The following is a 26,044-nucleotide window of genomic DNA, read 5'->3' on the forward strand; positions in this document are numbered from 1 at the left end:
CGCGGTCAGTCGGCGGACTCGGTGTGCGCGATGTGCGCCAGCTGCGGCCACACGAGCACGAGCGTCAGGCCCGCGCCGACGAAGCCGAACCACATCGGCGCGGTGAGGCCCCACTGCTGCGCGAGGACGCCGCCGAGGGCGTTGCCGACGACGATGCCCCCGAAGACGCACATCATGTAGACGGACGCCACCCGCCCCTGGAAGCGCGCCGGCGTCGCGCGCTGCCGGATCGTGTTGGACACGGTGCCCCACACGAAGCCGTACGCGCCGAACACGAAGAGCGTCGCCATCGCGACCCACCCGGTCGTCGCCAGCGCGAGCGCCAGGTGGAAGAGCACCTCGAGCGACAGGCACACCTTCATGAGGGTCGCGAGGGAGAACCGGCGCTCCAGCCGCCCGTAGGAGAACGTGCCGACCAGGCCGCCCACGGCGGACGCCGTCGTCAGCAGGCCGAAGCCGATCTCGCCCATGTGCAGGTGGTCGAGCGAGTACTTCACGAGGATGGCCCAGGGCGCAGCCCACGTGACGTTGAAGACGAGGATCACCAGGGCGAGCGTGCGCACGGGCGGGTGGTGCCAGATCCAGCGCAGGCCCTCGGCGACGTCGTGGCGCACGCGCGTGCGCTCGGTGGTGACGTCGCGGGCCACCGGCGGCAGGACGACGCGGGCGACGAGGAGCACCGCCAGCACGACGCACAGCACCTGGACGACGAACGGCCAGGCCATCCCGGCGGCGAACAGGAACGCGCCCAGCGGCGGGCCGACGAGCTGGTTCGCGGTGAGGAACCCCGCCTGGAGCCGGGAGTTGCCGGTGCCGAGGTCGGCGGGGCGCACGAGCATCGGCAGCAGCGTCTGCGACGTGGTGTCCGCGAACACCTCGGCCACGCCCATCAGCAGCATCGCCGTCAGGACCATGCCGATGCTCACGTGGCCGGTCACGATCACGACGCTCAGCGCCGCGACGACGACGGCGCGCAGCAGGTTCGCGACCACGACCAGCCGGCGACGGTCCAGCCGGTCGGCGAGCACCCCTGCCCACAGCCCGAAGACGAGCCAGGGGAGACGTTGCAGCATCGCGGCCAGCGCGACGAGGAAGGCGGAGTCCGTCTGCGACGCCACCAGCAGCGGCCCGGCGGCGAGCGCGACGCCGTCGCCGATGTTGCTCGTCCACGACGACGACAGCAGCCAGCGGAAGCTGCTGCCCATGCGGGCCGGGACCACCGCCTCGACCAGCCTCGTCATCGCTCCTGCCACGACCGACGAGCATAGTTGCCTCGGGAATCCCCTGGTCACGGGAATTTTTCGTCCTGAGGTTGCGAGGACGCCCGGTGCCAGGTATTGACGGAACCCGCCCCGAGCGGCAAACTCTCGATGGCAGCGCGCATCGCCCGCCCCCTGCGCGGTGCGCGCTGCCCTATGCCGGGCCAGCCCGGCCGCGACGCCCCTTCGGACCCCCCGCCGAGGGGGCGTCGACTCGTCTTCCGGCGCTTCACGCGGGCCTGTCGTGCCGCCGTCGGCGTGCCGGACCCCGTGCGGGACCCGCGCCGTTCTACCGTGCTGGCGTGAGAGCCGCCCGACGAACCACCGCCCCGACCGCGGTCACGCCCCCGGCCGCGGAGCCTGCCGAGCCGGTCGCCGCCCCGGAGGCGGGCCGGCGTGCCGACGCGGGGGAGAACGGCCGCGGGACGAACGGCGGTCGTGCGGGTGCTCAGCCGGCCGGCGGGCGGGACGCGCGCGACGGCTCCGGCCCGGTGCCCGGCCCGACGGTCCCCGACGCCGTCGAGGCCGCCACCCGCCGCTGGCGGGCGTCGCTGGTGGAGATGGTGGGCGGCTCGTCGCTCTCCGACGTGGGCCTGCTCGGCGAGGCCGTGGTCGACCTGTCGGCCGCGCACCCCTCAGGAGTCGCGGGCCTCTTCGCGGGCCGCCCCACGAGGCTCTCCAACCTGGTGCGCGAGGGCGAGGCCCTCCCGGCGGCACGACGCCGCGCCCGTGCGGTCGCGGCGCGCTCGGCCGAGCACGCGTCGAGGTACGGGGTGGCACCCACCTACCTGGCGATCGGCGTCGCCACCTGGGTGGAGCCCGACGAGGCGCCGGAGGTCCCGTTCGGCGGGGGTGGTCCGCAGCGCTACGACGTCGCGGCCCTGGCGCGGGTCGCGTCCGGCCCGGCCGAAGGTCCCCAGGCGGGACACGAGGCAGGCGACGCCCCCGACGGCGACCCCGCCGGCGACGCGCACGACCCGGCCGCCGACGGTCAGCCGGCCTCAGCCGCCGCCGAGGACGAGGGCCCCGCGCTCACGAGCTCGATCCCCGTCGTGTCGATGGCCGCCCGCGACTCCGGGGAGCGACCCGTGCCACCCGCGGGCGCGACCGGCCGCGTCGACGGCACGCCGGACGGCAAGGTCGACGGCGCCGCCGAGGCGCCGGCCCGCGGCCGGGTCGTGCACGCGCCCGTCGTCCTGCGGCCTGTGACGCTCACCCCGCGCGGCGACGGCGGCGCGGACTACGACCTCACGCTCGAGCCCACCGTCGAGATCAACCCGGTCGTCGCGCGCACCCTGCGCGCGCACGGTGCCCTGCTCGACCCGGCGGCGCTCGCGAAGGCCACGTTCACGCTCGCCGGCTTCGACCCGACGGACGTGCTCGCCCGCATCGCCTCGCTCGGGGAGGCGGTGCTCACCGACTTCACGCTCGACCGGCGGGTGCTCGTCGGCACGTTCGTCCACCCGGGGCAGATGCTCGTCGACGACCTCGACGAGCTCGCGCCGTCGCTGCACCGCCACGAGGTGGTCGCCGCGCTCGCCGGGGTGGACGACGCGGCGGACAGGCTCCGCTCGCTCGAGCTCCCCGAGGTGCGCCGCACCGACGCCGACCCGACGCGCGAACGCGGCGTGGGCGACCTCGACCCGCACCAGCGGCACGCGCTCGACGCGCTGGCCACCGGCGGCCACTTCTTCGTCGACGCCCCCGTCGGCTCGGACGTCGCGGGCACGCTCGCCGCCGTCGTGGCCGAGGCGACCTCCGCCGGCCGGTCCGTGCTGTACGTGACGGGGCACCGGCGGGCGGCCGACCGCCTGTCGCTGCGGCTCGAGAACCTGGGCCTCGACTCCCTGCTGCTGGACATCCCCCCGCACCCGACGTGGCGCGAGGAGGTCTCCCGTCGCCTGCTCGCGGCGATGGCCAGCGAGCCGGAGCAGGTCGACACCGACGCGACGGCGCGGGTGCGCGACGCACTGATCGGCACGCGCGCCCAGCTCACGGGGTACATCGAGGCGCTGCACGAGCGGCGCTCGCCCTGGCAGGTCTCCGCGTACGACGCGCTGCAGGCGCTCGCGCGGCTCACCTCGGAGCGGCCCGCGCCGTCGACCGGGGTGCGGCTCGCCTCCGAGGCCGTCGTCGCGCTCGACGGCCCGCGGCGCCGCGAGCTCGCGGCCGACCTCGTGCGCGCCGCCGAGCTCGGCGCCTTCACCCTGCGCCCGTCGTCGACGCCGTGGTTCGGCGCCCAGCTCGTCACGGACGACGACGCCCGCCAGGCGCTGCTGCGCGTCGAGCGGCTGCGCGACGTCACCCTGCCGCAGCTGCGACGCCAGATCGCGTACACGGTCGAGGTCACCGGCCTGACGACGCCGACGACCGTGCGCCGGTGGGGTGAGCAGCTCACGATGCTGGGCGGGATGCGCAGCACCCTCGACGTCTTCCACCCGATGGTCTTCGAGCGCACGGCCGCCGACCTGGTGCAGGCGACGGCGTCCCGGCGGTGGCGGGCGGAGCACGGCATCGAGATGGGCTGGCCGACGCGGCGCCGGCTGCGCAAGCGGGCCAAGGACATGGTGCGCCCCGGCGTGCGCGTGCCCGACCTGCACGCGGCGCTCGTCAACGTGCAGGAGCAGCGCGAGGTCTGGGCCGAGCACGCCCAGCGCGGCGGGTGGCCGACGCTCCCCGAGGGGCTCGCCTCCATCGAGGACACCTACGAGGCCGTGCGGATCGACCTCGAGGCGCTCGAGCCCGTGCTCGCCACGACGACGCTGGGCGGGCACCTGCTCGACCTCGACCTCGACGGGCTCGCCGAACGGCTCCAGCGCCTGGCCGGGGACTCCGTCGCGCTCGCCGCCCTGCCCGAGCGCACCGCCCTGCTTCGCCGGGCCCGCTCCGCCGGTATCGGGGACCTCGTCGACGACCTCGCCGACCGGCGCTCGCCGGCCACGCTCGTCCACGCGGAGCTCGAGCTCGCCTGGTGGTCGTCGGTGTTCGAGCAGCTCCTGGCCGCCGACCCGGCGCTGGCCGGGCAGGACGGCGCCGGCCTCGACGCGCTCGCCCGCCGGTTCCGCCAGCTCGACCGGGAGCACCTGGCGGCCCTGGCCCAGCCGGTGCGGGTCGCGACGCGGGCCCACCTGGGCGCGGTGATGCGGGAGGACCGCGACGGTGCGGAGGCGCTGTTCACCGAGCTCATCGAGGGCCGTCTCACGACCTTGCGCGACCTGGCCGAGCGGCACGGCGACGTGCTGCGGCGCCTGCGGCCCACGCTCATCGCCACGCCCACCCTCGTGCCGCACCTGCTGCCCGCGCACCGCACCGCCGACGTCGTGATCCTCGACGCCGTGCAGCACGTGCCCACGGAGGTCGTGGTGCCGGCGATCGCGCGTGCCCGCCAGGTCGTGGTGGTCGGCGACCCGCGGTCGGCGTCGGGCACGAGCGTGCACGACCTGGCCGGCCTGCTGCCCACCGTCACCCTGCAGCCGCACGACAACAGCCGCGACCCCGAGCTGACGCGGCTGCTCGCCGCCCACGGGTACGAGGGGCTGCTGCGACCGGCCCCCCTGCCGCGCGCCGAGGAGCTGGTGCGCCTCGACGTCGTCGACGGCACGGGGATGCCGGACCCGGTGTCCGGGAGCGTGGAGAGCACGCAGGCCGAGGTGGACCGCGTCGTCGAGGCGTCGATCGAGCACGCCCTGACCCGGCCCGAGGAGACGTTCGCGGTCGTCACCGTGACGGCCGCCCACGCGGACCGGGTCCGCGAGGCCCTGCTCGCCGAGGTGCGGGCCAACCCGGCGCTCGCGCCGTTCTTCTCCGGGTCGCGGCCCGAGCCGGTGGTCGTCGCCGACATCACGGGCGTCGCAGGACTGTCCCGCGACACGATCCTGCTGTCCGTCGGCTTCGGCCGCACGCCGCACGGTCGCGTGCTGCACCGCTTCGGCGTCCTCGGCGAGGCGGGGGGAGAGGCGATGCTGCTCGGGGCGCTGGGCGCCACCCGGCAGCGCCTGCACGTGGTGTCCTGCTTCCGGGCCGACGCGCTCGACCCGGAACGCCTGCGCGGCGCCGGGCCCCGGCTCCTCGCCGAGATGCTCGACCTCGCCGAGCGCCGCTCGGGGGCGGCCGACCAGGTGCGGCTCGGCAACGGCGTGGACGTGGGCCGTGCGCCCGACCGGCTCCTGGTCGACCTGGGCGAGCGGCTGTGGAAGCTCGGCTACCTGGTCGAGACCGACTACGGGGCCGAGGACGGCGACCGCATCCCGCTGGTCGTCGGCCACCCCGACCTGCCCGGCCAGCTCCTGGTCGCGGTGCTCACCGACGACGCCGCGTACGTCGCCGAGCCGTCGGTGCGGGTGCGCGACCGTCAGCTCGCCGAGCGCCTCGAGCGGGTCGGGTGGGTCGTGACGCAGGTCTGGTCGGCGGCCGCGTTCCTCGACCCCGACGGCGAGGCGGAGCGCGTGCGCGTGCTCGTGCAGCGCGTGCGCGACGAGCGGATCGGCACCGCGGGCGGTGTCGTGCCGCCGCGGGAGGTCGTCGTGCCGGTGCTGCCCGACGAGGACGACGAGGACGACGCCCCGCCGGTGGAGGTCGTCGCCGACGATGCCGAGCAGGCGCCCGAACCCGACGCCGGCCCGGACGTCCCGGACGCCGAGGCCGCGACGGACGACGCCGAGGCCTCGACGGACGCCGAGGCCGCGGGCGAGGGGCAGGACGCCGCCCGTCCCCTCGGGGACGACGAGCCGGCCCCCGCGGACGGGACGAAGGACGCCGTCACCGACTGAGCGCGAGCCGGTCGCGCCCGCGCGGGCCGGGCGACGGGTGGACAATGGCCTCCGTGAGCGAGCACGACACCGAGCAGGAGGAGCCGCGCCCCGACCGGGAGCAGCGGCCCGGGTCGCCCGAGCCCGGTGCGCGTCTTCCCGACGACCCGGCGACGGAGCGTCGTCGACGCGGCCCCCGCCGGGCGGTCCGGAAGGGCACGGAGCGGGAGAGCGGCTTCGGGGTGACGCGCGACGAGCGCGGCGGCCACGGCTCGAACGACGACCGGCTGCAGCAGGACGTGCCGCCGCACTGGTGAGGGGCCGACCGGGTCAGAGCCCGTGCGAGCTGTGCGGCGGCTCGGCCGACGTGGCGCCGGGCCGCTGGGCCGCGAGCAGGTCGCGGATCTCCTGCAGCAGGATGACGTCCTGCTCCATGGGCTCGGGCTCCTCCTCCTTGCCGCGCGCGCGGCGCTCGGCCAGGTGGTTGAGCGGCGCGACGACGATGAAGTACAACGCGGCGGCGACGATGAGGAAGTTCAGCACGGCGTTGAGGAACACCCCGATGCTGAACAGGGACTCGTTGATCTCGAACTGCCCCACCCCGGAGATGTCCGGCTGCCCGAAGATCGCGGCGATGAGCGGGTTGATGATGCCGTCCAGCAGCCCCGTCACGACCGCCGTGAAGGCACCGCCGATGACGATGCCGACGGCGAGGTCGACGACGTTCCCCCGCATGATGAAGTCCTTGAACCCGGACATCATGTTCTTCATGTCTTCCCCCTGAGTGCGTGTCCCCGGGCAGCTCGCACACGGCGGATGCCCGGATGGCCGTGGCCGATTCTCGCCGCGACGGGGCGGCCCTGCAACGGATGGCGCTTGCCCGGCGGGTCGGTCCACGCCGCTCACGGGACGAGGACGGCGCCCACCGTGCCCCAGCCGGACGCCGCTGACAGCGCGGGCGCGTCGTCGGGCGCGACGGCCACGAGCGTGACGTCCCGCCCGGGGGACGGGCCGGTGGCGGCGCCGCCCAGCAGCCCGCCGCCGGCCCCGCCGCCGTCGGCCGGAGAGCCCGTGCCGGGAAGCACCAGCGCCCGCCTCGCCAGGTAGTCGTCCTTGCCTGAGCCCGCGTCTGAGCCAGCGCCCGCGCCGCTCGTGCCGTTCGCGCCGTCCTCGCTCTCGACGCCGGCGGAGACCGGCGTCGCCCCGCCGTCGTCACGCGCGAGGAGGTCGACGCGGTCGCCGGGCCGCAGCCAGCCGGCGGCGGTCTCGTCGAGCCGGACGGGCACGACGACGGTGCCCTTCGGCGCCTGGGAGACGACCCCGCCGCCAGGCAGCAGCCCGGGGTGCAGCGGCAGGCCGGCGGGCAGCGTCACGGCGGGTGCCCGGCCGACGACGGCTCCCGCGTCGGTCAGCACGTCGGCGGGCACCATGGCCGCCGGCACGGTGCGCACGTCGAGGTCCGCGCGCCGCACGGCCTCGCCGGCGGCGAGCGGGTGCGCGGGGACGACGACGTCGACGGTGGGCGGCGGCTCGGGCCGCAGCGCCTGCACGACGAGCGCGGCCGCGATGCCACAGCAGGCGGCCGCGAGCACGTAGCGCAGCCGCCAGGACAGCGTCCTCAGCCGGCGGGCGAGCCGCCGCGGTGACGGGCGGTCGGGGCGCCCGGCGTCGCGGCGCGGGGCGGAGGGGCGGGTGCTCGGGGTGCGGTCGGGCATGGCCGTGACGCTAGGTCGCCGTGCACCCCGGCCTCCGTCGTCCGGACGACGCCTGTGGACGCGCAGGCTTGGGGGCAGGCTCGGCGCCGACCCTCAGGCCACAACGTCAGGCGGAGGCGTCAGGCGGAGGCGGCCTTGGACGACCCCGACGATCCGGACGAGCTCGAGGACGAGCCGCCCGACGAGCTGCTGCCGCTCGACGACGAGCCCGACGACGAGCCCGACGAGCTGCTGGACGACGAATCCTTGGAGCCGCCGGACGACGACGACCCGGAGCTCGACGAGCCCGCGCCCTTGCGCGAGTCGTTGCGGTAGAAGCCCGAGCCCTTGAAGGTCACCCCCACGGAGCCGAACTGCTTGCGCAGGCGGCCGCCGCACTCGGGGCAGACGGTCAGCGAGTCGTCGGTGAACGCCTGGTGGACGTCGAACGCGTGGTCGCAGTCGGCGCACCGGTACGCGTAGGTGGGCACGTGATCTCCTCGGGACGGATGCGGCGATCGGGCAGGATCGCTGGCACTCAGGTCTTGCGAGTGCCAATCATACGGGGCGGTAGTCTCGCCTGCGTGTCATCGACCGCGCCCCCCGCAGCACCTGGCAGCTCGCCCGACGACGACCCCACGTCGGGCCCCACGTCCGCCGGCATCCCGCCGGAGCTCGAGGAGTCGCTGGAGGACGAGCCGGCGCCGCGGCGCCGGTCCCGGCTGCGCAGCGTCGTCGTCGGGATCGCCGTGGTCGTCGTGCTCGCCCTGGTGGCCAGCACCGTGTTCGCCGTCGTCACCGTCCGGCGTCCGCTGCCCGACCACGAGGGCACGCAGAAGGTGCCGGGCCTCTCGGCCGACGTCGAGGTCCGTCGTGACGCGCAGGACGTGCCCCACGTGTACGGCGACTCCGCCGAGGACCTCTTCCTCGCCCAGGGGTACCTGCACGCGCAGGACCGCTTCTTCGAGATGGACTACCGCCGCCACGTGACGTCGGGCCGGCTGGCCGAGCTCGTCGGCAACGTCCCCGAGGCGGTCGAGGCCGACAAGGTCATCCGCACGTTCGGGTGGCGGCGCGTGGCCGAGGAGGAGTGGCACCTGATCTCCGACTCCACGCGCGAGTACCTCCAGGCGTACACGCAGGGCGTCAACGCCTACCTGGAGGAGCGCGACCCCGAGCAGCTCGCCGTCGAGTACACGGTGCTCGGGGCGAACGCCGAGGTCTCCGAGCCGGAGCCGTGGGACCCCGTGGACTCGCTCGCCTGGCTCAAGGCGATGGCCTGGGACCTGCGGGGCAACTACGACGACGAGCTCGACCGCGCGCTCGCCTACAGCACGCTCGGGGACAGCGCCCTCGTCGACGAGCTCTTCCCGGCCTACGACGAGAGCGGGAACGCGCCGGTCCTGCGCACCCGCGACCTGGCGAACCGGACGGACGACGGCCCGGCGGCCGGCTCCGAGGCCACCGGGCCCGAGGACGCCGACATCCTCGGCTCGGCCGGCGGCGAGGCCTCCGCCCGCCTCGAGAGCGCGATGGACGCCACCCGCACCGCGCTGGACGCCGTGCCGGTGCTCGTCGGCCGGGGCGACGCCTCGGGCTCCAACTCGTGGGTGGTGTCGGGGGAGCACACGGCGTCCGGCAAGCCGCTGCTGGCCAACGACCCGCACCTGGCGCTGTCCTCGCCGGGCATCTGGTCGCAGGTGGGCCTGCACTGCAACGAGGTGACGGCGGAGTGCCCCTTCGACGTCGCCGGCTTCTCGTTCGCCGGCTTCCCCGGCGTCATCATCGGGCACAACGCCGACCTGGCCTGGGGCCTGACCAACATGGGCGCCGACGTCACCGACTTCTTCGTCGAGCGCGTCCGCGGCGACACGTGGCTGCGGGACTCCGAGGCCGAGGAGTGGGAGCCCCTCGACGTGCGGACCGAGACGATCCGGGTCGCGGGCGCCAGCCCGGTCGACCTCACGGTGCGCAGCACCGCGCACGGCCCGCTCGTCTCCGACGTCCTCGACGTCGAGGACGTCGTCGGATCGCCCACCGAGTCCGGCACCGAGTTCGGGGAGTACGACGTCGCCCTGCAGTGGACGGCCCTGCAGCCGGGCCGCACGGCCGACGCCGTCTTCGCGTTCAACACGGCCCGCGACGAGGACGACGTGCGGGACGCCGCGGCCCAGTTCGAGGTGCCCGCCCAGAGCATCGTCTTCGCGACCACCGACGGGCACATCGGCTACCAGGCGCCCGGCCGCATCCCCGAGCGCGACGACGTCGAGGGGCCCGTGCCGTCCGACGGCACGTGGCCGCGTCCGGGCTGGGACCCGCGCTACGACTGGCAGGGCTGGGTCCCGGAGGAGCGGATGCCGCGCGCCCTCGACCCCGCCCAGGGGTACGTCGTCGCCGCCAACCAGGCCGTGCTGCCGGGGGAGTCGGGCCCGTTCCTCACCGAGGACTGGGACTACGGCTACCGCTCCGAGCGCATCCGCACGCTGCTGGACGAGCAGATCTCGACCGGGCGGCCGTTCGACGCGGCCGACATGAACCGCATCCAGAACGACGACTGGTCGCCGTTCGCCGCGGCGCTCGTCCCGGTGCTGCTCGAGCTCGACGTGGACGGGTCGTTCGAGTCCGCGGGCCTCGAGCTGCTGGCCGACTGGGACTACCGCACCGACGTGGACTCGCCGGCCGCGGCCTACTTCGCCGCGGTCTGGCGCAACCTCCTCGCCGAGACCTTCTGGGACGACCTGCCGGAGAGCATGCGGCCCGAGGGCGGCTCGCGCTGGCTGCAGGTCGTGCAGTCCATGCTGGAACGCCCCGACGACCGGTTCTGGGACGACCGCACCACCGTGAACGTCGTCGAGACCCGGGACGAGATCCTCACCCGCGCGGTCACGACGGCGCGCCGCGACCTGACGGTCGAGCTGTCCAAGGAGCCCGCCGACTGGACGTGGGGCACCCTGCACTCGCTCCGGCTCGAGCACCCCGTGCTCGGCGGCGCGGGCGTGCCCGCCTTCGTGCGCGACTACATGAACCCGGACCCGGTGCGGATGCCGGGCGGGTCGTCGATAGTCAACGCCACCGGGTGGGACGCCGGCACCGGCAGCTTCGCCGTGACGACCGGCCCGTCGATGCGGATGGTCGTGGACCTCGCCGACCTGGACGCCTCGACGTGGGTGACCGCCACGGGCACGTCAGGCCACCCGGCGTCGTCCCACTACGACGACCAGCTAGGGGCGTGGGCGGCGGGAGAGACGTTCGCGTGGCCGTTCTCGCGCGAGGCGGTCGAGGCCGCGGCGGAGGCGCGCAGCACCCTCACGCCCTGATCGCTCTCGGGGTCAGCCCCCGCGCGGGATCAGCCCGCCCGCGCCGGAGCGGGGGCGGGCGCCGGCAGCGGCTGCCAGCCCGTCGGCGTCACGAAGGCGTGCACGGGCACGTCGTGCTCCTCGAGCGGCAGCGGGCGCTCGGTGGCGTCGTAGACCTCCTCGGGGAAGACGAGCACCACCACCGGCACGCCGGGGCGGGCCATCTTGAGCGACCGGTCGTACCAGCCGCCGCCCTGGCCGAGGCGCACCCCGCGGTTGTCGACCGCGAGTGCTGGCGCGACGACGACGTCCGCCTGCGTGATCGCGTCGGCGCCGAGGGCAGGCCCGGACGGCTCGGGCGGCCGTCCGGGGGCGCGCTCGAGCAGGTCGTCGGCGCCGGCGTACTCGGCCCAGTCGCGGGCCAGCCCCGCACCCAGCACCGGCAGGAGCACGCGGGTGCCGCGCGCGGCGAGGCGGTCCAGCAGGACGCCCGTGCCCGGCTCGGTGGGTCGGGAGACGTAGGTGGCGACGACGGCCGCGTCGCGCACGGCAGGCACCGTGTCGAGGACGTCGGCGAACGCGACGGCCGCCTCGTCGCGCAACCGCGGGGAGCGCTCGGTGCGATGGCTGCGGATGGCTCTGCGCAGCTCCTCCTTCGCCTCGGCGGGCTCCATCCCCCCGAGGATCGGGTAGGGCTGGTGAGCTGAGTTTTCCTTGCGGTCGCCGCGCATGGGGCCATTGTGGCAGGGTCCCGTCGGGAGGGCCCCGGCGCGCGCCGGGAGGCATCGAGGGTGGCCCGGATCACTGGTCCGAGCGAAGGACGAGGGCCGGGCGACCGGCGGATCGGGGTGGCATGACGCACAAGCACGCCCGGGCGTGGAGCGTGTCGCGCTCCTGGCCGGTCACGCTGCGCGAGGACGGGGGCGCGGGCGCCGTGGTGCTGCGCCCGCTGCGTCGTCGCGACGGGGCGGAGTGGCAGCGGCTGCGCATCGAGAACGCGCGCTGGCTCGAGCCGTGGGAGGCGACCGCCCCGGGGGAGCGGCAGGGCGCGGCCACGTTCGTCGACTACCTGCGGGCCCTGTCCGCGCAGGCGCGCGCCGGCACCACCCTGCCGTTCGCGGTCGAGCTGGACGGCGCCCTGGTGGGACAGCTGACGGTGTCGCAGATCGTGTACGGGTCGCTGTGCTCCGCGAGCATCGGCTACTGGGTGTCCCAGGAGGTCGCGGGCCGCGGCGTGATCCCGACCGCGGTCGCGATGGCGGGCGACTACTGCCTCGGGGTGCTGGGGCTGCACCGCATCGAGGTGAACATCCGCCCGGAGAACGCCCCGAGCCTGCGGGTGGTCGCCAAGCTCGGGTTCCGCGACGAGGGCGTGCGGGAGCGGTACCTGCACATCCAGGGCGCATGGCGCGACCACCGCACCTTCGCGCTCACGACGGAGGACGTCCCCGAGGGCCTGCTGGCCCGCTGGCAGCGCGCCCGCGACGAGCTCTAGGTCGAGGCCGGGTCGAGGCCGGGTCGAGGCCGGGTCGGGTCCAGGTCGGGTCCAGGTCGGCGCTCGACCGGCACCGACACCGGACACGCCGTCCCCGGTGCCGTCCATGGGGTCAAGGCGTCCCCTACCGTCGCGTGTGTGGAATCGTCGGCGGCAGGGGTAGCAGCGCTCGCGCTGTTCGTCCTGTGGCTGGGCTTCTGGGTGCCGCACCGTCTACGGCTTCGGCAGCAGCTGGTCGACTCGCGCGTGGACGACAGGTTCTCCGCCGGGTTGCGGGTGCTGGCCGTGGCCGACGGCGGCCGGGTGCCCGCGCCGGCGATCACCACCGACGGGCCGGTGCCGCTCCTGGCGTCCGGGCCGTCGCCTGACGACGCAGGAGGGGAGCGACCGATGGGTCACGACGAGCACAGGGACGCGCCGCGCAGCCCGGCGCCTGCCGGGTCGTCCCGTCCGCAGCCCCGCGCGTCCCGCCTCGCGGTGCTCGAGCGCCGGGCCGCGCGCGCCCGCCGCCGGCTGGTGCTCACGCTGCTGCTGCTCCTGGCGACCGCGGCCGGCTGGGCCGTGGTCGCGACCGGCACGGCCGGTTGGTACGCGGGGGCGGTCCCCTCGGGGCTGCTGCTGGTCGTGCTCGTCCTCGGTCGCCTCGCGGCGCGGGCGGCACGCCGCACCGACGCGCGCTGGGTCGCGGAGCGTCGCAGCGCGCAGCGGGAGGCGACACAGGCCCGTGCCCTCGCCAACGGCGGGCCGTACGTGCCGCGCAACCGGGCGCGCGTCACGGGCCACGCCGTCCGCCCGTCGGCCACCCACACGCAGATGATCCCGCGGGTGAGCGCGTCGTCGTCGGGCCGGTCCGCGTCGAACGCCGCCGCGGACGACGCGACGTCGTCCCGACCGCTCGTCTCGCCCGCGCGACCCGACCGGGCCGACCCCGTCGAGGTCGTCACCACCGCGCAGGTGCGCCGTGAGCCCGCGGGCCGCGCCCCGGGCGGCTCCGGCCGGAGCGGCGGTGACGGCGACCGGGAGGTCGCACCGGCACCGCAGGCGCCCGCACCCGAGCAGTCCGCGCCCGCGCCGTCGGCTCCCGAACCGCCGGCGCCCGCGAAGGCCCGTCCCGTCGGGGGCGAGCCGTGGGACCCGGTCCCCGTGCCCCTGCCGACGTACGTCACCAAGGCCACGGCGCCGCCGCGCATGCCGCGGGTGTCGCCGGACGGGTCGTTCACGCTCGGTCGTCAGACGGCGGCCGGGTCGCTCGCCGCGACCATGGACGGCGCGCTCGGGCCGACCGCGACGCCCGCCCGTGGCGCCGCGGACCGTGCTGCCGACCGCGCCGTCGACCGCGCTGCGGCACCCGACGACGGCGCCGACCGAGGCGCCGGCCAGACGGCCGACCAGGCGTCCGCCACGGCGGGCGACGAGCCCCGGCCCCGGACCGAGACGCTCGGTCTGCCGCTGGAGCAGATCCTCGCTCGGCGCCGGGCCGCGGGCTGACCACGATTTGCCGACCTGCCGTGGCGGGGTGCTAATGTTGGCACCGCTCTTGGGGCTATGGCGCAGTTGGTAGCGCGTCTCGTTCGCAATGAGAAGGTCGGGGGTTCGAATCCCCCTAGCTCCACCGAAGGCGAAGGCCGTCGACCGTGAGGTCGGCGGCCTTCGTCGTCCCCGGACTGTCCCTACTCCCCTTCGAGAACGCCCTCGTGGACGAAAGTCGCGCGTGTTTCGACCGCGAGGACGTTCTCGAAGGGGGTCGGCATCGACCCTGGGTGGTCGGATGCGCAAAGATGTGCTCGTGCCCCTCCGGAACGCCCGATTCGTCCTGCCTGCCCTCGTCGCGACCGGTGCGCTGGTGCTCAGCGGGTGCAGCGCTCCGCAGACCGACGACGCCGCGAGCCCCGACGCGTCGGCGCCGTCCGTGGCGGTGCGCGACATCGAGCCGCACGCCGTGCTGCTCGACTCCGCCGACCCGGCCGAGCTGGCGCTCACGGCCAGCCAGACGGTGTACTCCCGCGCCGAGACGGTGGTGCTCGCCGACGCCGACGACGAGGAGGCCCGGGGGGCGCTCGCCGCGGCCGCTGTCGCGGTGCGGGCCCCGGCGCTGCTCGCCCGGGGCGGGACGTCCGACGGGGGGCTGGGCGAGGAGCTGCAGCGCCTCGGCGCCCGCGCCGCCGTGGTGGTCGGCGAGGAGGACGGTGTCGCGGCCGAGGCCGCGGAGGCGGCCGGTGTGCAGGTGGTGCACCTGGAGGCCGACGTCGTGACGACGCCCCCGGAGCCCGACCAGGCGGACCCGGAGGACGACCAGCCCGAGTACCCGGAGCTGGAGGAGGACGACCTGGCGGACCTGGTCGGAGACCTCGAGGACGTCCTCGGAACGCCTGTGGCGGCGGGCGCCGACGACGGCTCCGGTGAGGGGATGCTGCGCGAGGTCCTGGCCGTCGTCGACCCGCAGCCCGGGCAGGAGGCGGCGATCGCGTCGCTGCGGGCGGCCGGCGCGGTCCCCGCCGACGTGCCGGGCGGCGACCTCGGCGCGCTGAGCGCCGTCAGCACGCTGGACGAGGCGCAGGCGCTCACGGTCGTGGGGGTGGGTGCGTCGTTCGGCGACCCGGAGGAGTTCGGCTGGCGCGTCGCGGCGGCCGAGCGGGCCGCCCTCCTGCCGACGGGCTCCCAGCACCTGCTGCCCGCGCGGTACGTCACGACGTCGGCGTCCGTCTGGGACGACCCCGAGTCCGTCGTCGCGCGGGCGCAGGAGGCCGCCGCGGCCTACGGCGAAGTGCCCGACGCCACCGACGAGTCGGCGGGCGGCACGACGGACGACGCTTCGGACGACGCTTCGGACGACACGACCGGCGACACGACGGACGACGCCGGTGACGACGAGCAGGAGCCGCCGACGACGTCCGAGGGCGAGCTCGTCGTCCCGACCCTGGTCGTGACGGCGAGCGCGTCGTCCGGCTCCCCGGGGGAGGACGGGGACTGGGTGGACGAGGAGGAGCTCGACACGCTGCGGCCGCTCGTCGCCGCCGCACGGGACGAGGGGGTGTACGTGCTGCTGGACATCGGGGCGGGCGCGGCGCCGCTCGTCGAGGAGGTCCGGCACGTGGAGCCGCTGCTGCGCGCCGGGGGCGTGGGCGTGTCGGTGCACCCGGAGGGCCGGATCGGTGACGGCGTGCAGACGACGAGCCACGAGGTCCCGGTCGCCGAGGTGCAGGACGTCGTGGACCACCTGGCCGGCGTCGTGACGGGCGAGGGTCTGCCTCCGGCGATGCTCGTGGTCCACCAGACGCGCCCGGAGTCCGTCGTCGACCGCGCGGAGCTGCGGCCCGTGCCGCAGGTCGAGACCGTGGTGCTGGCCGACCGCACCGGCGGCCCCACCACCGGCGAGTGGGTGTGGGGGCAGGTGAGCATCGGTCTGCCCGACGGCGTCCACGCCGGGTGGTCCGGCCCGGCCGCGCCGTACCCGGGCGTGGCCGGGACGGTCCCGTCGGAGCCTGCGCCGGTGCTGGTCGCCGCGTCCTGACCGGGTCGGAGCAGGTCGGAGCAGGTCGGAGCAGGTCGGAGCAGGTCGGAGCAGGTCGGAGCAGGTCGGAGCACGGCGTCGAGCCGGGGTGGTCGCCGGTGGCGCGGCGTCGTTGACAGGGATTCGGCAGGGTCACTAACGTTTCATGTTCCGCGGCCCTGGCCGACCCCTGTCTGGAGACTGATCGCGATGCTGCCTCTGATCCCCTGGCCCACCGCCGTCGAACCGAGCGACGCGCCGCCGCTGCGCGCGGGGGCGGTGCGGATCACGGCGCCGGACGCCGAGCTCGCCGGGCTGGCCGCCGAGCAGCTCGCCGCCGCCGGGCTGCCGGTCGTGACCGGGGGCGACGCCTCCTCGGCCGACGCCCCTGCGGCCGCGGGTGCTGCGGACGTCGTCGGGGTCGTCGACGTCGTGCTGCGGCTGGACGAGAGTGCCGGGCCGGCCGGCTCCGACAACCCGGAGCGCTACACCCTGCGGGTCGCCGCCGACGGCGTCGTCGCCACGGCCCCCGAGCGGGTGGGCCTGCTGCACGCGGTGCGCACGCTGCGCCAGCTGGTGCCCGCGCCGGCCGGTGCCGGCGCCGCGCCGACCGTGCCCGCCGTCGTCGTGCACGACGCCCCGCGCTACGGGTGGCGGGGCCTGTCGTTCGACGTCGTGCGGCACTGGTTCGGGCCGGCGGACATGCGCGCCGTGGTCGACCTGGTCGCGGCGTTCAAGTTGCGCGTGCTGCACCTGCACCTCACCGACGACCAGGGGTGGCGCATCGAGATCCCGTCGCGCCCCGAGCTGGAGAAGGCGTCGGACAACCAGGTGGGCGGCGGCACCGCCGGCTTCCTCACGACCGAGGACTACCGCGAGCTGCAGGAGTACGCCGCGGCACGGTTCGTCACGATCGTGCCGGAGTTCGACATGCCGGGGCACATCAACGCGGCGACGCACGTCTACGGCCATCTGACGAAGGACGGACTGCCGACCGACTCGTACGACGGCATCGAGGTGGGCTTCTCCCGCCTGTGGTTCGACAACCCGGCCACCGAGCCGTTCCTGCGCGACGTCATCGGCGACCTGGCGGCGATGACCGTCGGCGAGTGGGTGCATGTGGGGGGCGACGAGGTCCACACGATGGAGGTCGAGGAGTTCGGCAGGTTCGTCGAGCTCGCGGCCCGGATCGTGCGTGAGTCCGGGAAAACGCCGGTCTTCTGGCAGGAGGGCGCGCGCGGCCCCGTCGAGCCGGGCACGCTGCTGCAGTACTGGGAGCCCAAGGGCGAGGAGTTCGACCGGTTCGTCGCCGCGGCGGGCGCCGGGGCGCGCTTCATCATGTCGCCGGGGAACCACGCGTACCTCGACATGAAGTACACGCCGGAGCACCCGCTCGGCCTCGCCTGGGCGGGCCATGTCGAGCTGCGCGACTCCTACGAGTGGGAGCCGACGGCGGTCATCGACGGGCTGTCGGCGGACGCCGTCGAGGGCGTCGAGGCCGCCGTCTGGACCGAGACGATCACCACCCGCGACGAGCTGTTCTCCATGCTGCTGCCCCGCCTGGGCGCGGTCGCCGAGGTGGCGTGGACCGCTCCCGAGCGCAAGGACTGGGAGGCGTTCCGCGCCCGGACTGCCGCGCAGGCCCCGGCATGGCGCGACGCGGGGTGGGAGTTCCACCCGACCCCCCAGGTCGACTGGCCCTGATCCGGGGTGCTGTGGGCGTGGGGCTCACGCCCACAGCCCCTCCGGCTCGTCAGATCCACGACTCCAGCCGCATGACGGACTGCCAGTACGGGTACGGCACCTGCATGCCCGACCACAGCGGGTAGAAGACCACCGACACGGCGACGATCATCGCCACGACCACGGTGATCACGGCGACGGTGCGGCCGCGGCCGGGCCGGTCCTCCGTCCGCTCGAGCGCGACGACCATCGGGTACAGCAGCGTGAGCACCACCCACGGCGTGAAGACGATCGAGTAGAACGTGAAGATGGTCCGGTCGCTGAACGGCGGGGCGTACGCGAACCACGGCAGCCAGCCGGCGACGGTGCCGCTGAGCACGGCGAGCGCCCGCCAGTCCCGCAGCCGGACCCCCAGCCACACGGTGGCGACGATCGCGAGCGCGGCGAGCAGCCACAGCAGCGGGTTGCCGAGCGACGTGACCGCCCGCGCGCAGGCGTCCGCGGCGTCGGCGGGGCACCCGCCCGTGCCGGGGGCGTCCTTCTCCCAGAAGAACGACGTGGGGCGCCACTGCACGATCCACCCCAGGGGGTGGGCGGCGTAGCCGTGCTCGGAGCTCAGCCCGGTGTGGAAGTCCCACATCTGGCGGTGGTACTCGACGAGGCTGCGCAGCGGGTCCGGGAGCCAGGTGACGCCGGCGCCCGGATTGTCCGCGGCCCACTGCCGCAGGTAGGCGCCCTGGTGGGTGAACCAGGACCACCACGACGCCACGTAGACGACGAGCGCGGTCGGCACGATCGTCACGAACGCGGGCACGGCGTCGACGACGAGGGAGTCCTCCCACCAGCGCCCGACGCCGGCGGCGCGCCGCGCGGCCAGGTCCCACAGCACGGTGAGGATGCCGAAGACGGCGACGAACCACAGGCCCGACCACTTGGTGCCGCACGCGAGGCCGAGGCTGACCCCCGCCGCGAGCCGCCACCACCGGAACCCGAGGCGCGGCCCGTACCGGGCCACCGTGCCGCCCGCGTCCAGGATGGAACCCACCCGGGCCGCGAGCCGCCGCCGGGCCTGCTCGCGATCCATCACGAGACAGCCGAACGCGACCAGCACCCACAGCATGAGGAACTGGTCGAGCAGCGCGACGCGCGAGTGCACGATCGCCTCGCCGTCGACGGCCAGCAGCAGGCCGGCCAGCACCCCCATCAGCGACGACGAGAACAGGCGGCGCGCGATCCGCACCAGCAGGAACACGGCGAGGATGCCGACGACGGCGCTCGCCAGCCGCCACGCGAACGCGCTGGTCGCGCCGCCGCCCGCCTCCATGCCGAGCCAGATCATCCACTTGCCGACCGGCGGGTGGACGACGTACGACGCCTTCTCGAGGAAGGTGAAGACGTCGCCCGACTCGAAGGCGGGGTTCGGCTCCTTGGGCCACTGCCCCTCGAAGCCGAGCTCGCCGAGCGTGAAGGCGTCCTTGACGTAGTACGTCTCGTCGAACACGAGGGTCTGCGGCTGCCCGAGCTGCCACAGCCGCGCGGCCGCCGCCACGAGCGTCACGACGAGCGTGCCGAACCAGCCCCAGAACCGGTCGCGCACGCGCAGGTCGAGCTGCAGCCGGCGACGGCCCAGCAGGCGCTCCAGCAGCCGGGTCTCGGTGGACCGCTCGTCGGCGGGCACGTCGGACGGGCTGACGAACGGCGGCACGGGGCGCGCCCACGGGTCGGGCGGCGGGGCGGCGCCGGCGGGCTGCGCCGGCTCCTGGTCGCCCTGCGGCTCGCGCTCGTGCGGCTCCTGCTCGTCCCGCGGCGGCGCGTCGGTGGCGAGGTGCCTGGCCCGGGTCGCGGGCGCCACGACGGGGGACGGCGGCTCTCCGACGGCGGCGGCGTCGGCGTCGGGTTCGGTCATCCGCGCCATCGTAGAGGCGTGGGACGCTGGTCTCCATGACCGCCCACCCGGCCGCCGAGCGTGGCCCCGACGCTTCCTCCCCCGACGAGCCGCCCGCCACGACGGTCCCGGCCGGTGCGCGGCGCGGTGCCCCCGACGCCGGCGCCCCCGAGGCGGGTGCGGTCGTGCTGGCGGCGACGCCGATCGGGAACGTCGAGGACGCGTCGCCGCGGCTGCGGCGGCTGCTCGCGGAGGCGGACGTGGTCGCCGCGGAGGACACCCGCCGGCTGCACGCCCTGGCGGCCCGGCTGGGCGTGACCGTGGGCGGGCGGGTCACGTCGTACCACGAGCACAACGAGACGGCGCGGGCCGACGAGCTGCTCGACGTCGTCGCGGGCGGCGGGACGGTGGTCGTCGTGTCGGACGCCGGGATGCCCGTCGTGTCGGATCCCGGCTACCGGGTCGTGGCGCGGGCGGTGGAGCGCGGGCTGCGGGTGACCTCGGCCCCCGGGCCGTCGGCGGTGCTCACGGCCCTGGCCCTGTCGGGCCTGCCCACCGACCGGTTCACGTTCGAGGGGTTCGTGCCCCGCAAGGCCGGGGAGCGTGCGCGCTGGCTCACGGCGCTGGCGGCCGAGCCGCGCACGATGGTCTTCTTCGAGGCGCCGCACCGCATCACGGAGACGCTGCGCGCGATGGCGGAGGCGTTCGGCGACGGACGCCCGGCGGCGGTGTGCCGGGAGCTGACCAAGACGTACGAGGAGGCGCTGCGCGGGTCCCTCGCGGAGCTGGTCGCGGAGGCGGAGGAGCGCGCCGCCGACGGCGACGGCCTGCGCGGCGAGATCTGCGTCGTCGTCGGCGGGGCGCCGCCGCGCGAGGCGCCGGGCGTCGAGGATCTGGCGGCCGAGGTGCTGGCCCGCGTCGCGGCGGGGGAGCGGCTGAAGGCCGCCGTCGCCGACGTCGCGACGACGGCGGGCGTGCCCAAGCGCGACCTCTACGCGGCGGCCCTCGCCGCGAGGTAGACCGGCGTCACGCGACGTCGTCGGGGGCGGCGACGTCGATGCTCCAGGTGACACCGTGCCGGTCGGTGAGCATGCCGAAACCCGGGCTCCATGCCGAGGCGGCGAGGGTCTCGACGATCGACGCGCCCTCGGAGAGCTTGTCCCAGTAGGCCCGGACCTCGTCGAGGCTGTCGCCGCGCACGGAGACGAAGAACGGCTGGTCGGTGACGGTCGTGCCGTTCTCTCGTCGCGTCGTACCCGGAGCGGACGTGTACCCGCCCGAGGTGCCCGGGACGTCGTAACCCATCACCCGGAACCCGTTGTCGGCCTCGACCTGCCCGAAGACGACGTCGTCCGCGCCGGGGGCGTCCTCCGGGGCTCCGAGGTCGCCGTAGGTCACGATCGTGAGCTGTCCGCCGAAGACGGACCGGTAGAGCTCCAGCGCCGCGCGCGCATCGCCGCGGAAGTTGAGGTGGGTGGTCGTTGTCAGGCTCATGTCCGCTCCAAGGTGAGGGTCTCGACGGGGCGCTTCCCCGGTCGAGAAGCCAGTCTTCCCACCGAGTAGGTCAGTTTCCGTCCTAGACCCGCCTATCGTCGACGGCGTGACCACGACCACCTCGCGGCTGCTGCGTCTGCTGTCGCTGCTGCAGACCAGGCGCCACTGGCCAGGCTCCGTGCTCGCGGACCGGCTCGGCATCAGCCCGCGGACGGTACGCCGCGACGTCGACCGGCTCCGGGAGATGGGGTACAGCATCCACGCCACGATGGGACCCGACGGCGGCTATCGCCTCGACGCGGGGAACGAGCTGCCGCCACTGCTGTTCGACGACGACCAGGTGGTCGCCCTCGCCGTCGCCCTGGGAGCCGCCACCGCCACCGGCGCAGGCATCGAGGAGGCCGCGGTCCGTGCGCTGACCACCGTGCGGCAGGTGATGCCCTCCCGCCTGCGCCACCGCCTGGACGCCCTCGCCTTCACCACCCTCGGCGCCGGACACGGAGACGCAGGGCCGGAGGCCGTGTCGTCCGAGGTTCTCACCGCGATCTCCACAGCCGTCCGTGCTCGCGAGGTGCTCCGCTTCGACTACGCGGGCGGCCACCAGGACGCCCGAGGAGAGCCGGCACCGCGGCGCCGCGGCGAACCGCACCATCTCGTCACCTCACGAGGACGCTGGTACCTCGTCGCCTGGGACCTCGACCGCGACGACTGGCGCCTCTTCCGCGCCGACCGCATCACCCCGCGCATCCCGACCGGGCCGCGTTTCACACCACGCGAGATCCCCGGAGGCGACGTCGTCGACTACGTGTCCGCTCGCTTCAAAGGCTCGAGCGAGCACGATCGCTGGCCGTGCACCGGCAAGGTCGTCCTCCGCCGGCCGGCCAGGGAGGTGGTCCCGTTCGCCGGCGACGGGACCGTCGAAGACCTCGGACCCGACCGGTGCGCCCTCGAAGCCGGCTCCTGGTCGTGGGTGGCCCTCGCGGCCTCCCTCAACCGCTTCGACACCGACATCGAGGTCGTCCACCCGCCCGAGCTCACCCGAGCGTTCGCACTTCTCGCCGTCCGCAACACAGCCACCGCCGCCGTGCGGCGCGCGGGCCCTCCCGGACCCGAGCCCGGGTGAGCACGGACCCACCGACCTGGTCGCGAGCGCGGCGTCGGGACCGATGCGTCTCGACGGCTCAGCCGGCGGTGGAGAGGCCCAGCTCGACGCCCGCGGCGGTGAGCTCGCGCCGGGCCTGCTCGCCCTGCTCGGGGCTCACGGGGATGGTGAGGTCGGTGAGCACGCGGGTCGCGAGCCCGAGGCCGGCGGCGTCCAGGGCGGTGCGCTTGACGCAGTGCGACTCGACGAGCCCGACGACGTCGGCGGCCTCGATGCGCGCGTCGCGCAGCGCCTGCTCCAGCGTGCGGCCGTCGTCGTCGGTGCCCTCGAAACCGGAGTAGCCGTGCGCGTACTGCCCCTTCTTCACGGAGACGTCGGGGTGCAGGTCGGCGAGGGCCGGGTGCAGCTCGGCGTTCGGGGTGCCGGCGATGCCGTGCGGCGGCCACGAGTCGACGAAGTCGGGGGTGTCGCTGAAGTGGTCGCCGGGGTCGACGTGCCAGTCCTGCGTCGTCACGACCAGCGCGTAGCGGCCCCGGTGCGCCGCGACGTACGCGGCGACGTCGCGTGCGACCTGGTCACCGCCGTCGACGGCGAGCTCACCGCCCTCGCAGAACGTGGGCTGCACGTCGACGACGACGAGGGCGCGCCGGGGGACCGGCGGCGAGGCGGTGGTGTCGCTCATGCGTCCACTCTGCCACCGTTCGTCCGGACGGCGTGAGTGGTGCACACCACGGGTGAACCGGGCGCCCGACGGCCGGATGCCGGTGCGCCCTGCGGCGCGGGCCAGCAGGATGGGCGGATGACGCGCACCCGAAGGCACGGCACCGTCGTCGCGGCGGCCGTCCTCGCGCTCGCCGCCGGGTGCACGAGCCCCGGCCCGCCGCCCGAGGACCGGATGCTGCTGCCCACCAGCGGACAGCCGCAGCCCACCCTGGAGCCGCGGGAACAGCCACGGGCCGCGGTCACGGGCGTCGTCGACGGCCTCGACGTGCCGTGGGGGCTCGCCGCGCTGCCGGACGAGCACCTGCTGGTGAGCCTGCGCGACGCCGCACGGCTGGTGATCGTCGACCTGGCCACCGGCACGACGACGCCGGTCACCGGCCCTGGCGCCGAGCGGCTCGCGGCCGAGACGGTGCCAGGCGGAGAGGCGGGCCTGCTCGGCGTCGCGGTCGCGCCGCAGGGCGCGGAGCGGCCGGGCGAGGTGTTCGTGTACCGCACGGGCGCCGACGACAACGCGGTGCTGCGCGGCACCCTGGACGGCACCGAGCTGGGCGAGCTGACCCCGGTCGTCGAGGGGATCCCGCGCGCCGCGAACCACGACGGCGGCGTGCTGGCGTTCGGCCCCGACGGCCACCTCTACGTGGGCACGGGCGACGCGGCGGACACGGCGAACGCCCAGGACCCGGGCTCGCTCGGGGGCAAGATCCTGCGGATGACGCCCGACGGCGAGCCCGCCCCCGGAAACCCGGAGCCCGGCTCGCCGGTGTGGTCGTCCGGGCACCGCAACGTGCAGGGCCTCGGCTGGGACCCGGATGGGCGGATGTTCGCGAGCGAGTTCGGGCAGAACACCTGGGACGAGCTCAACGTGATCGTCGCGGGCGGGAACTACGGGTGGCCGGACGCCGAGGGGCCGAGCGGGTCGGGCGGGTCCGGCGGCGACCTCGTCGACCCGGTCGCGTGGTGGACGCCCGCCGAGGCGTCGCCGTCCGGCCTGACCGTGACCGCCGACGCCGTCTACCTCGCCGGGCTGCGCGGCGAGACGCTGTGGCGCGTGCCGTTCCTCGAGACCGCCGACGAGACCGCCGACGAGAGCGCCGACGAGACCGCCGACGTCGAGCGCGACGGCGACCACGCCGGCCTCGGCCGGCCGCAGGCGCTGCTGCGCGGCGAGCTGGGCCGGCTGCGCAACGTCGGGGCCGTCGCCGCGACCGACCGCACCGGCCTGTGGCTGCTGACGAGCAACACGGACGGCCGCGGCTCGCCGCGCGAGGACGACGACCGGCTGGTGCACGTCACGCTCGGCTGACGGACCCGACCGGGCTGCGGGACGTCGGAGCCGCCCCGGCGTCCGGGCCCTAGAATCGCCCGCATGACCCACATCCTCTCGGCCGTGGCATGGCCCTACGCCAACGGCCCGCGGCACATCGGCCACGTCGCCGGCTTCGGCGTCCCCTCCGACGTCTTCAGCCGGTACATGCGGATGGCGGGTCACGACGTGCTGATGGTCTCCGGCACGGACGAGCACGGGACGCCGATCCTCGTGCAGGCGGAGCAGGAGGGCGTGACGCCGCAGGAGCTCGCCGACCGGTACAACCGCGTCATCGTGGAGGACCTGGCGTCGCTCGGGCTGTCCTACGACCTGTTCACCCGCACCACCACGCGCAACCACTACGCCGTCGTGCAGGAGATGTTCCGCACGGTCCACAAGAACGGCTACATGGTCGAGAAGACCACGATGGGCGCGATCTCCCCGTCGACGGGCCGCACGCTGCCCGACCGCTTCATCGAGGGCACGTGCCCCATCTGCGGGTACGACGGCGCGCGCGGCGACCAGTGCGACAACTGCGGCAACCAGCTCGACCCGATCGACCTGAAGAACCCGCGCAGCCGCATCAACGGCGAGACGCCGAAGTTCGTCGAGTCGGACCACTTCTTCCTCGACCTGCCCGCGCTCGTGGACTCGCTGGCGTCCTGGCTGGGTACCCGGTCGGGGTGGCGGCCGAACGTGCTGAACTTCAGCCGCAACCTCCTCGACGACGTGCGCCCGCGCGCCATGACGCGCGACATCGACTGGGGCATCCCGGTCCCGCTGCCCGGCTGGGAGGAGAACCCCACCAAGCGCCTGTACGTGTGGTTCGACGCCGTCATCGGCTACCTGTCCGCGTCGATCGAGTGGGCGCGGCGCACGGGCGACCCGGAGGCGTGGCGCGCCTGGTGGACCGACCAGGACGCGCGGTCGTTCTACTTCATGGGCAAGGACAACATCACGTTCCACTCCCAGATCTGGCCGGCCGAGCTGCTGGCCTACGACGGGCGGGGGAACAAGGGCGGCGCGCCCGGTCCGTACGGCGAGCTCCAGCTCCCCACCGAGGTGGTCAGCAGCGAGTTCCTCAACGTCGAGGGGCAGAAGTTCTCGTCCTCGCGCGGCGTCGTCATCTACGTGCGCGACATGCTGGCGCGCTACCAGCCGGACGCCTTCCGCTACTACGTCGCGGCGGCCGGGCCGGAGAGCCAGGACGTCGACTTCACGTGGGAGAGCTTCCTGCGCCGCACCAACGACGAGCTCGTCGCGGGCTGGGGCAACCTCGTCAACCGCACGGCGAGCATGGTCCACAAGAACTTCGGCGAGATCCCGACGCCGGGCGAGCTGGCCGACGTCGACCGCGACGTCCTGGCGACGACGTCGAAGGCGTTCGGCACCATCGGCGACCTCGTCGAGGCGAACCGGCAGCGGGCCGCCGTCGCGGAGGCGATGCGCGTGGTCGGCGACGTCAACCGGTACGTGTCGGAGACGGCGCCGTGGAAGCTCAAGACCGACCCGGAGCGCCTCGGCACGGTGCTGCACACGGTCACGCAGGCGGTCAGCGACTGCAACACGCTGCTGAGCCCCTTCCTGCCGCACTCGGCGCAGAAGGTGCACGAGACCTTCGGCGGCACCGGTACGTTCGCCCCGCAGCCGCGCATCGAGGAGGTCACCGACCTCGACGACGACTCCCGCGAGTACCCGGTGATCACGGGGGACTACCTGTCCGACCAGCATGGTGAGGGCGGGTTCCCGGAGTGGACGTCGCGCCCGGTGGCGCCCGGCACCCCGGTCGCGAAGCCGGTGCCGGTGTTCACCAAGCTCGACGACTCGATCGTCGACGAGGAGCTCGAGCGGCTGCGACGGACGGCCTGA

At 75.0% G+C, this 26,044-nt stretch carries 19 protein-coding genes and 1 tRNA gene; 12 read left to right on the forward strand and 8 right to left on the reverse strand.

Going from position 1 to position 26,044, the window contains the following annotated elements:
* Positions 1 to 5: 5 nt before the first annotated feature.
* On the reverse strand, positions 6 to 1,241 hold the full coding sequence (locus IEW03_RS03850; RefSeq protein WP_188522320.1) for an MFS transporter: 1,236 nt from the start codon (positions 1,239 to 1,241) through the stop codon (positions 6 to 8).
* Between the two features lie 578 nt (positions 1,242 to 1,819).
* Here IEW03_RS03850 and IEW03_RS03855 point away from each other — a divergent pair.
* On the forward strand, positions 1,820 to 6,028 hold the full coding sequence (locus IEW03_RS03855) for a PDDEXK-like endonuclease domain-containing protein (protein ID WP_415803384.1): 4,209 nt from the start codon (positions 1,820 to 1,822) through the stop codon (positions 6,026 to 6,028).
* A gap of 53 nt (positions 6,029 to 6,081) precedes the next feature.
* Entirely contained in the window at positions 6,082 to 6,324 is a 243-nt protein-coding gene (locus IEW03_RS03860; protein WP_188522321.1) for a hypothetical protein, read from the forward strand.
* A 13-nt stretch (positions 6,325 to 6,337) separates the two neighbouring features.
* On the opposite strand, the gene mscL is transcribed toward IEW03_RS03860, so the two are convergent.
* The 3 genes from mscL to IEW03_RS03875 all read right to left on the reverse strand — a co-directional run bounded on the left by mscL (position 6,338) and on the right by IEW03_RS03875 (position 8,192).
* Positions 6,338 to 6,778, reverse strand: coding sequence for a large conductance mechanosensitive channel protein MscL (gene mscL, locus IEW03_RS03865; protein ID WP_229737363.1), 441 nt, complete (start codon positions 6,776 to 6,778; stop codon positions 6,338 to 6,340).
* A gap of 131 nt (positions 6,779 to 6,909) precedes the next feature.
* Positions 6,910 to 7,722, reverse strand: coding sequence for an SAF domain-containing protein (locus tag IEW03_RS03870; protein WP_188522322.1), 813 nt, complete (start codon positions 7,720 to 7,722; stop codon positions 6,910 to 6,912).
* A 119-nt stretch (positions 7,723 to 7,841) separates the two neighbouring features.
* Positions 7,842 to 8,192: an FmdB family zinc ribbon protein gene (locus tag IEW03_RS03875; RefSeq protein WP_188522323.1), complete on the reverse strand. Its 351-nt coding sequence runs from the start codon at positions 8,190 to 8,192 to the stop codon at positions 7,842 to 7,844.
* A 267-nt stretch (positions 8,193 to 8,459) separates the two neighbouring features.
* Here IEW03_RS03875 and IEW03_RS03880 point away from each other — a divergent pair, with 267 nt between their 5' ends.
* Complete coding sequence (locus IEW03_RS03880) at positions 8,460 to 11,018, forward strand: penicillin acylase family protein (RefSeq protein ID WP_229737428.1); 2,559 nt, start codon at positions 8,460 to 8,462, stop codon at positions 11,016 to 11,018.
* Between the two features lie 29 nt (positions 11,019 to 11,047).
* Here IEW03_RS03880 and IEW03_RS03885 read toward each other — a convergent pair whose 3' ends face one another.
* Positions 11,048 to 11,728 carry a 5-formyltetrahydrofolate cyclo-ligase gene (locus tag IEW03_RS03885; protein ID WP_188522324.1) on the reverse strand — a complete coding sequence of 227 codons (681 nt, stop codon included), beginning with the start codon at positions 11,726 to 11,728 and terminating at the stop codon, positions 11,048 to 11,050.
* A 122-nt stretch (positions 11,729 to 11,850) separates the two neighbouring features.
* On the opposite strand from IEW03_RS03885, the gene IEW03_RS03890 reads away from it, so the two are divergent.
* From IEW03_RS03890 to IEW03_RS03910, 5 genes are all read left to right on the forward strand, one after another.
* Positions 11,851 to 12,492 carry a GNAT family N-acetyltransferase gene (locus IEW03_RS03890; RefSeq protein ID WP_188522325.1) on the forward strand — a complete coding sequence of 214 codons (642 nt, stop codon included), beginning with the start codon at positions 11,851 to 11,853 and terminating at the stop codon, positions 12,490 to 12,492.
* Positions 12,493 to 12,630: 138 nt separating this feature from the next.
* Entirely contained in the window at positions 12,631 to 13,980 is a 1,350-nt protein-coding gene (locus tag IEW03_RS03895) for a hypothetical protein (RefSeq protein ID WP_188522326.1), read from the forward strand.
* Positions 13,981 to 14,031: 51 nt separating this feature from the next.
* Positions 14,032 to 14,104, forward strand: a tRNA-Ala gene (locus IEW03_RS03900).
* Between the two features lie 174 nt (positions 14,105 to 14,278).
* On the forward strand, positions 14,279 to 16,003 hold the full coding sequence (locus tag IEW03_RS03905; RefSeq protein WP_188522327.1) for a hypothetical protein: 1,725 nt from the start codon (positions 14,279 to 14,281) through the stop codon (positions 16,001 to 16,003).
* A gap of 189 nt (positions 16,004 to 16,192) precedes the next feature.
* Complete coding sequence (locus IEW03_RS03910; RefSeq protein ID WP_229737364.1) at positions 16,193 to 17,686, forward strand: beta-N-acetylhexosaminidase; 1,494 nt, start codon at positions 16,193 to 16,195, stop codon at positions 17,684 to 17,686.
* Positions 17,687 to 17,735: 49 nt separating this feature from the next.
* Here the strand turns inward: IEW03_RS03910 and IEW03_RS03915 are convergent, their stop codons facing one another.
* Positions 17,736 to 19,571 carry a dolichyl-phosphate-mannose--protein mannosyltransferase gene (locus IEW03_RS03915; RefSeq protein ID WP_188522328.1) on the reverse strand — a complete coding sequence of 612 codons (1,836 nt, stop codon included), beginning with the start codon at positions 19,569 to 19,571 and terminating at the stop codon, positions 17,736 to 17,738.
* A gap of 35 nt (positions 19,572 to 19,606) precedes the next feature.
* Here IEW03_RS03915 and rsmI point away from each other — a divergent pair, with 35 nt between their 5' ends.
* A complete protein-coding gene (gene rsmI, locus IEW03_RS03920) occupies positions 19,607 to 20,569 on the forward strand; it encodes a 16S rRNA (cytidine(1402)-2'-O)-methyltransferase (RefSeq protein ID WP_188522329.1) in 963 nt (320 codons plus the stop codon).
* A gap of 7 nt (positions 20,570 to 20,576) precedes the next feature.
* Here the strand turns inward: rsmI and IEW03_RS03925 are convergent, their stop codons facing one another.
* A complete protein-coding gene (locus tag IEW03_RS03925) occupies positions 20,577 to 21,044 on the reverse strand; it encodes a VOC family protein (RefSeq protein WP_188522330.1) in 468 nt (155 codons plus the stop codon).
* Positions 21,045 to 21,150: 106 nt separating this feature from the next.
* Between IEW03_RS03925 and IEW03_RS03930 the strand changes: the two genes are divergently transcribed.
* Positions 21,151 to 22,167, forward strand: a complete 1,017-nt coding sequence (locus IEW03_RS03930) for a helix-turn-helix transcriptional regulator (RefSeq protein WP_188522331.1) — start codon at positions 21,151 to 21,153, stop codon at positions 22,165 to 22,167.
* A 58-nt stretch (positions 22,168 to 22,225) separates the two neighbouring features.
* Here the strand turns inward: IEW03_RS03930 and IEW03_RS03935 are convergent, their stop codons facing one another.
* Positions 22,226 to 22,828 carry an isochorismatase family protein gene (locus IEW03_RS03935; RefSeq protein ID WP_188522332.1) on the reverse strand — a complete coding sequence of 201 codons (603 nt, stop codon included), beginning with the start codon at positions 22,826 to 22,828 and terminating at the stop codon, positions 22,226 to 22,228.
* A gap of 117 nt (positions 22,829 to 22,945) precedes the next feature.
* Between IEW03_RS03935 and IEW03_RS03940 the strand changes: the two genes are divergently transcribed.
* Entirely contained in the window at positions 22,946 to 24,172 is a 1,227-nt protein-coding gene (locus IEW03_RS03940; protein WP_188522333.1) for a PQQ-dependent sugar dehydrogenase, read from the forward strand.
* Between the two features lie 63 nt (positions 24,173 to 24,235).
* Positions 24,236 to 26,044 carry a methionine--tRNA ligase gene (gene metG / locus IEW03_RS03945; RefSeq protein ID WP_188522334.1) on the forward strand — a complete coding sequence of 603 codons (1,809 nt, stop codon included), beginning with the start codon at positions 24,236 to 24,238 and terminating at the stop codon, positions 26,042 to 26,044.

The sequence above is a fragment of the Isoptericola cucumis genome (assembly GCF_014635665.1).
In the GTDB taxonomy this organism is placed as follows: domain Bacteria; phylum Actinomycetota; class Actinomycetes; order Actinomycetales; family Cellulomonadaceae; genus Isoptericola; species Isoptericola cucumis.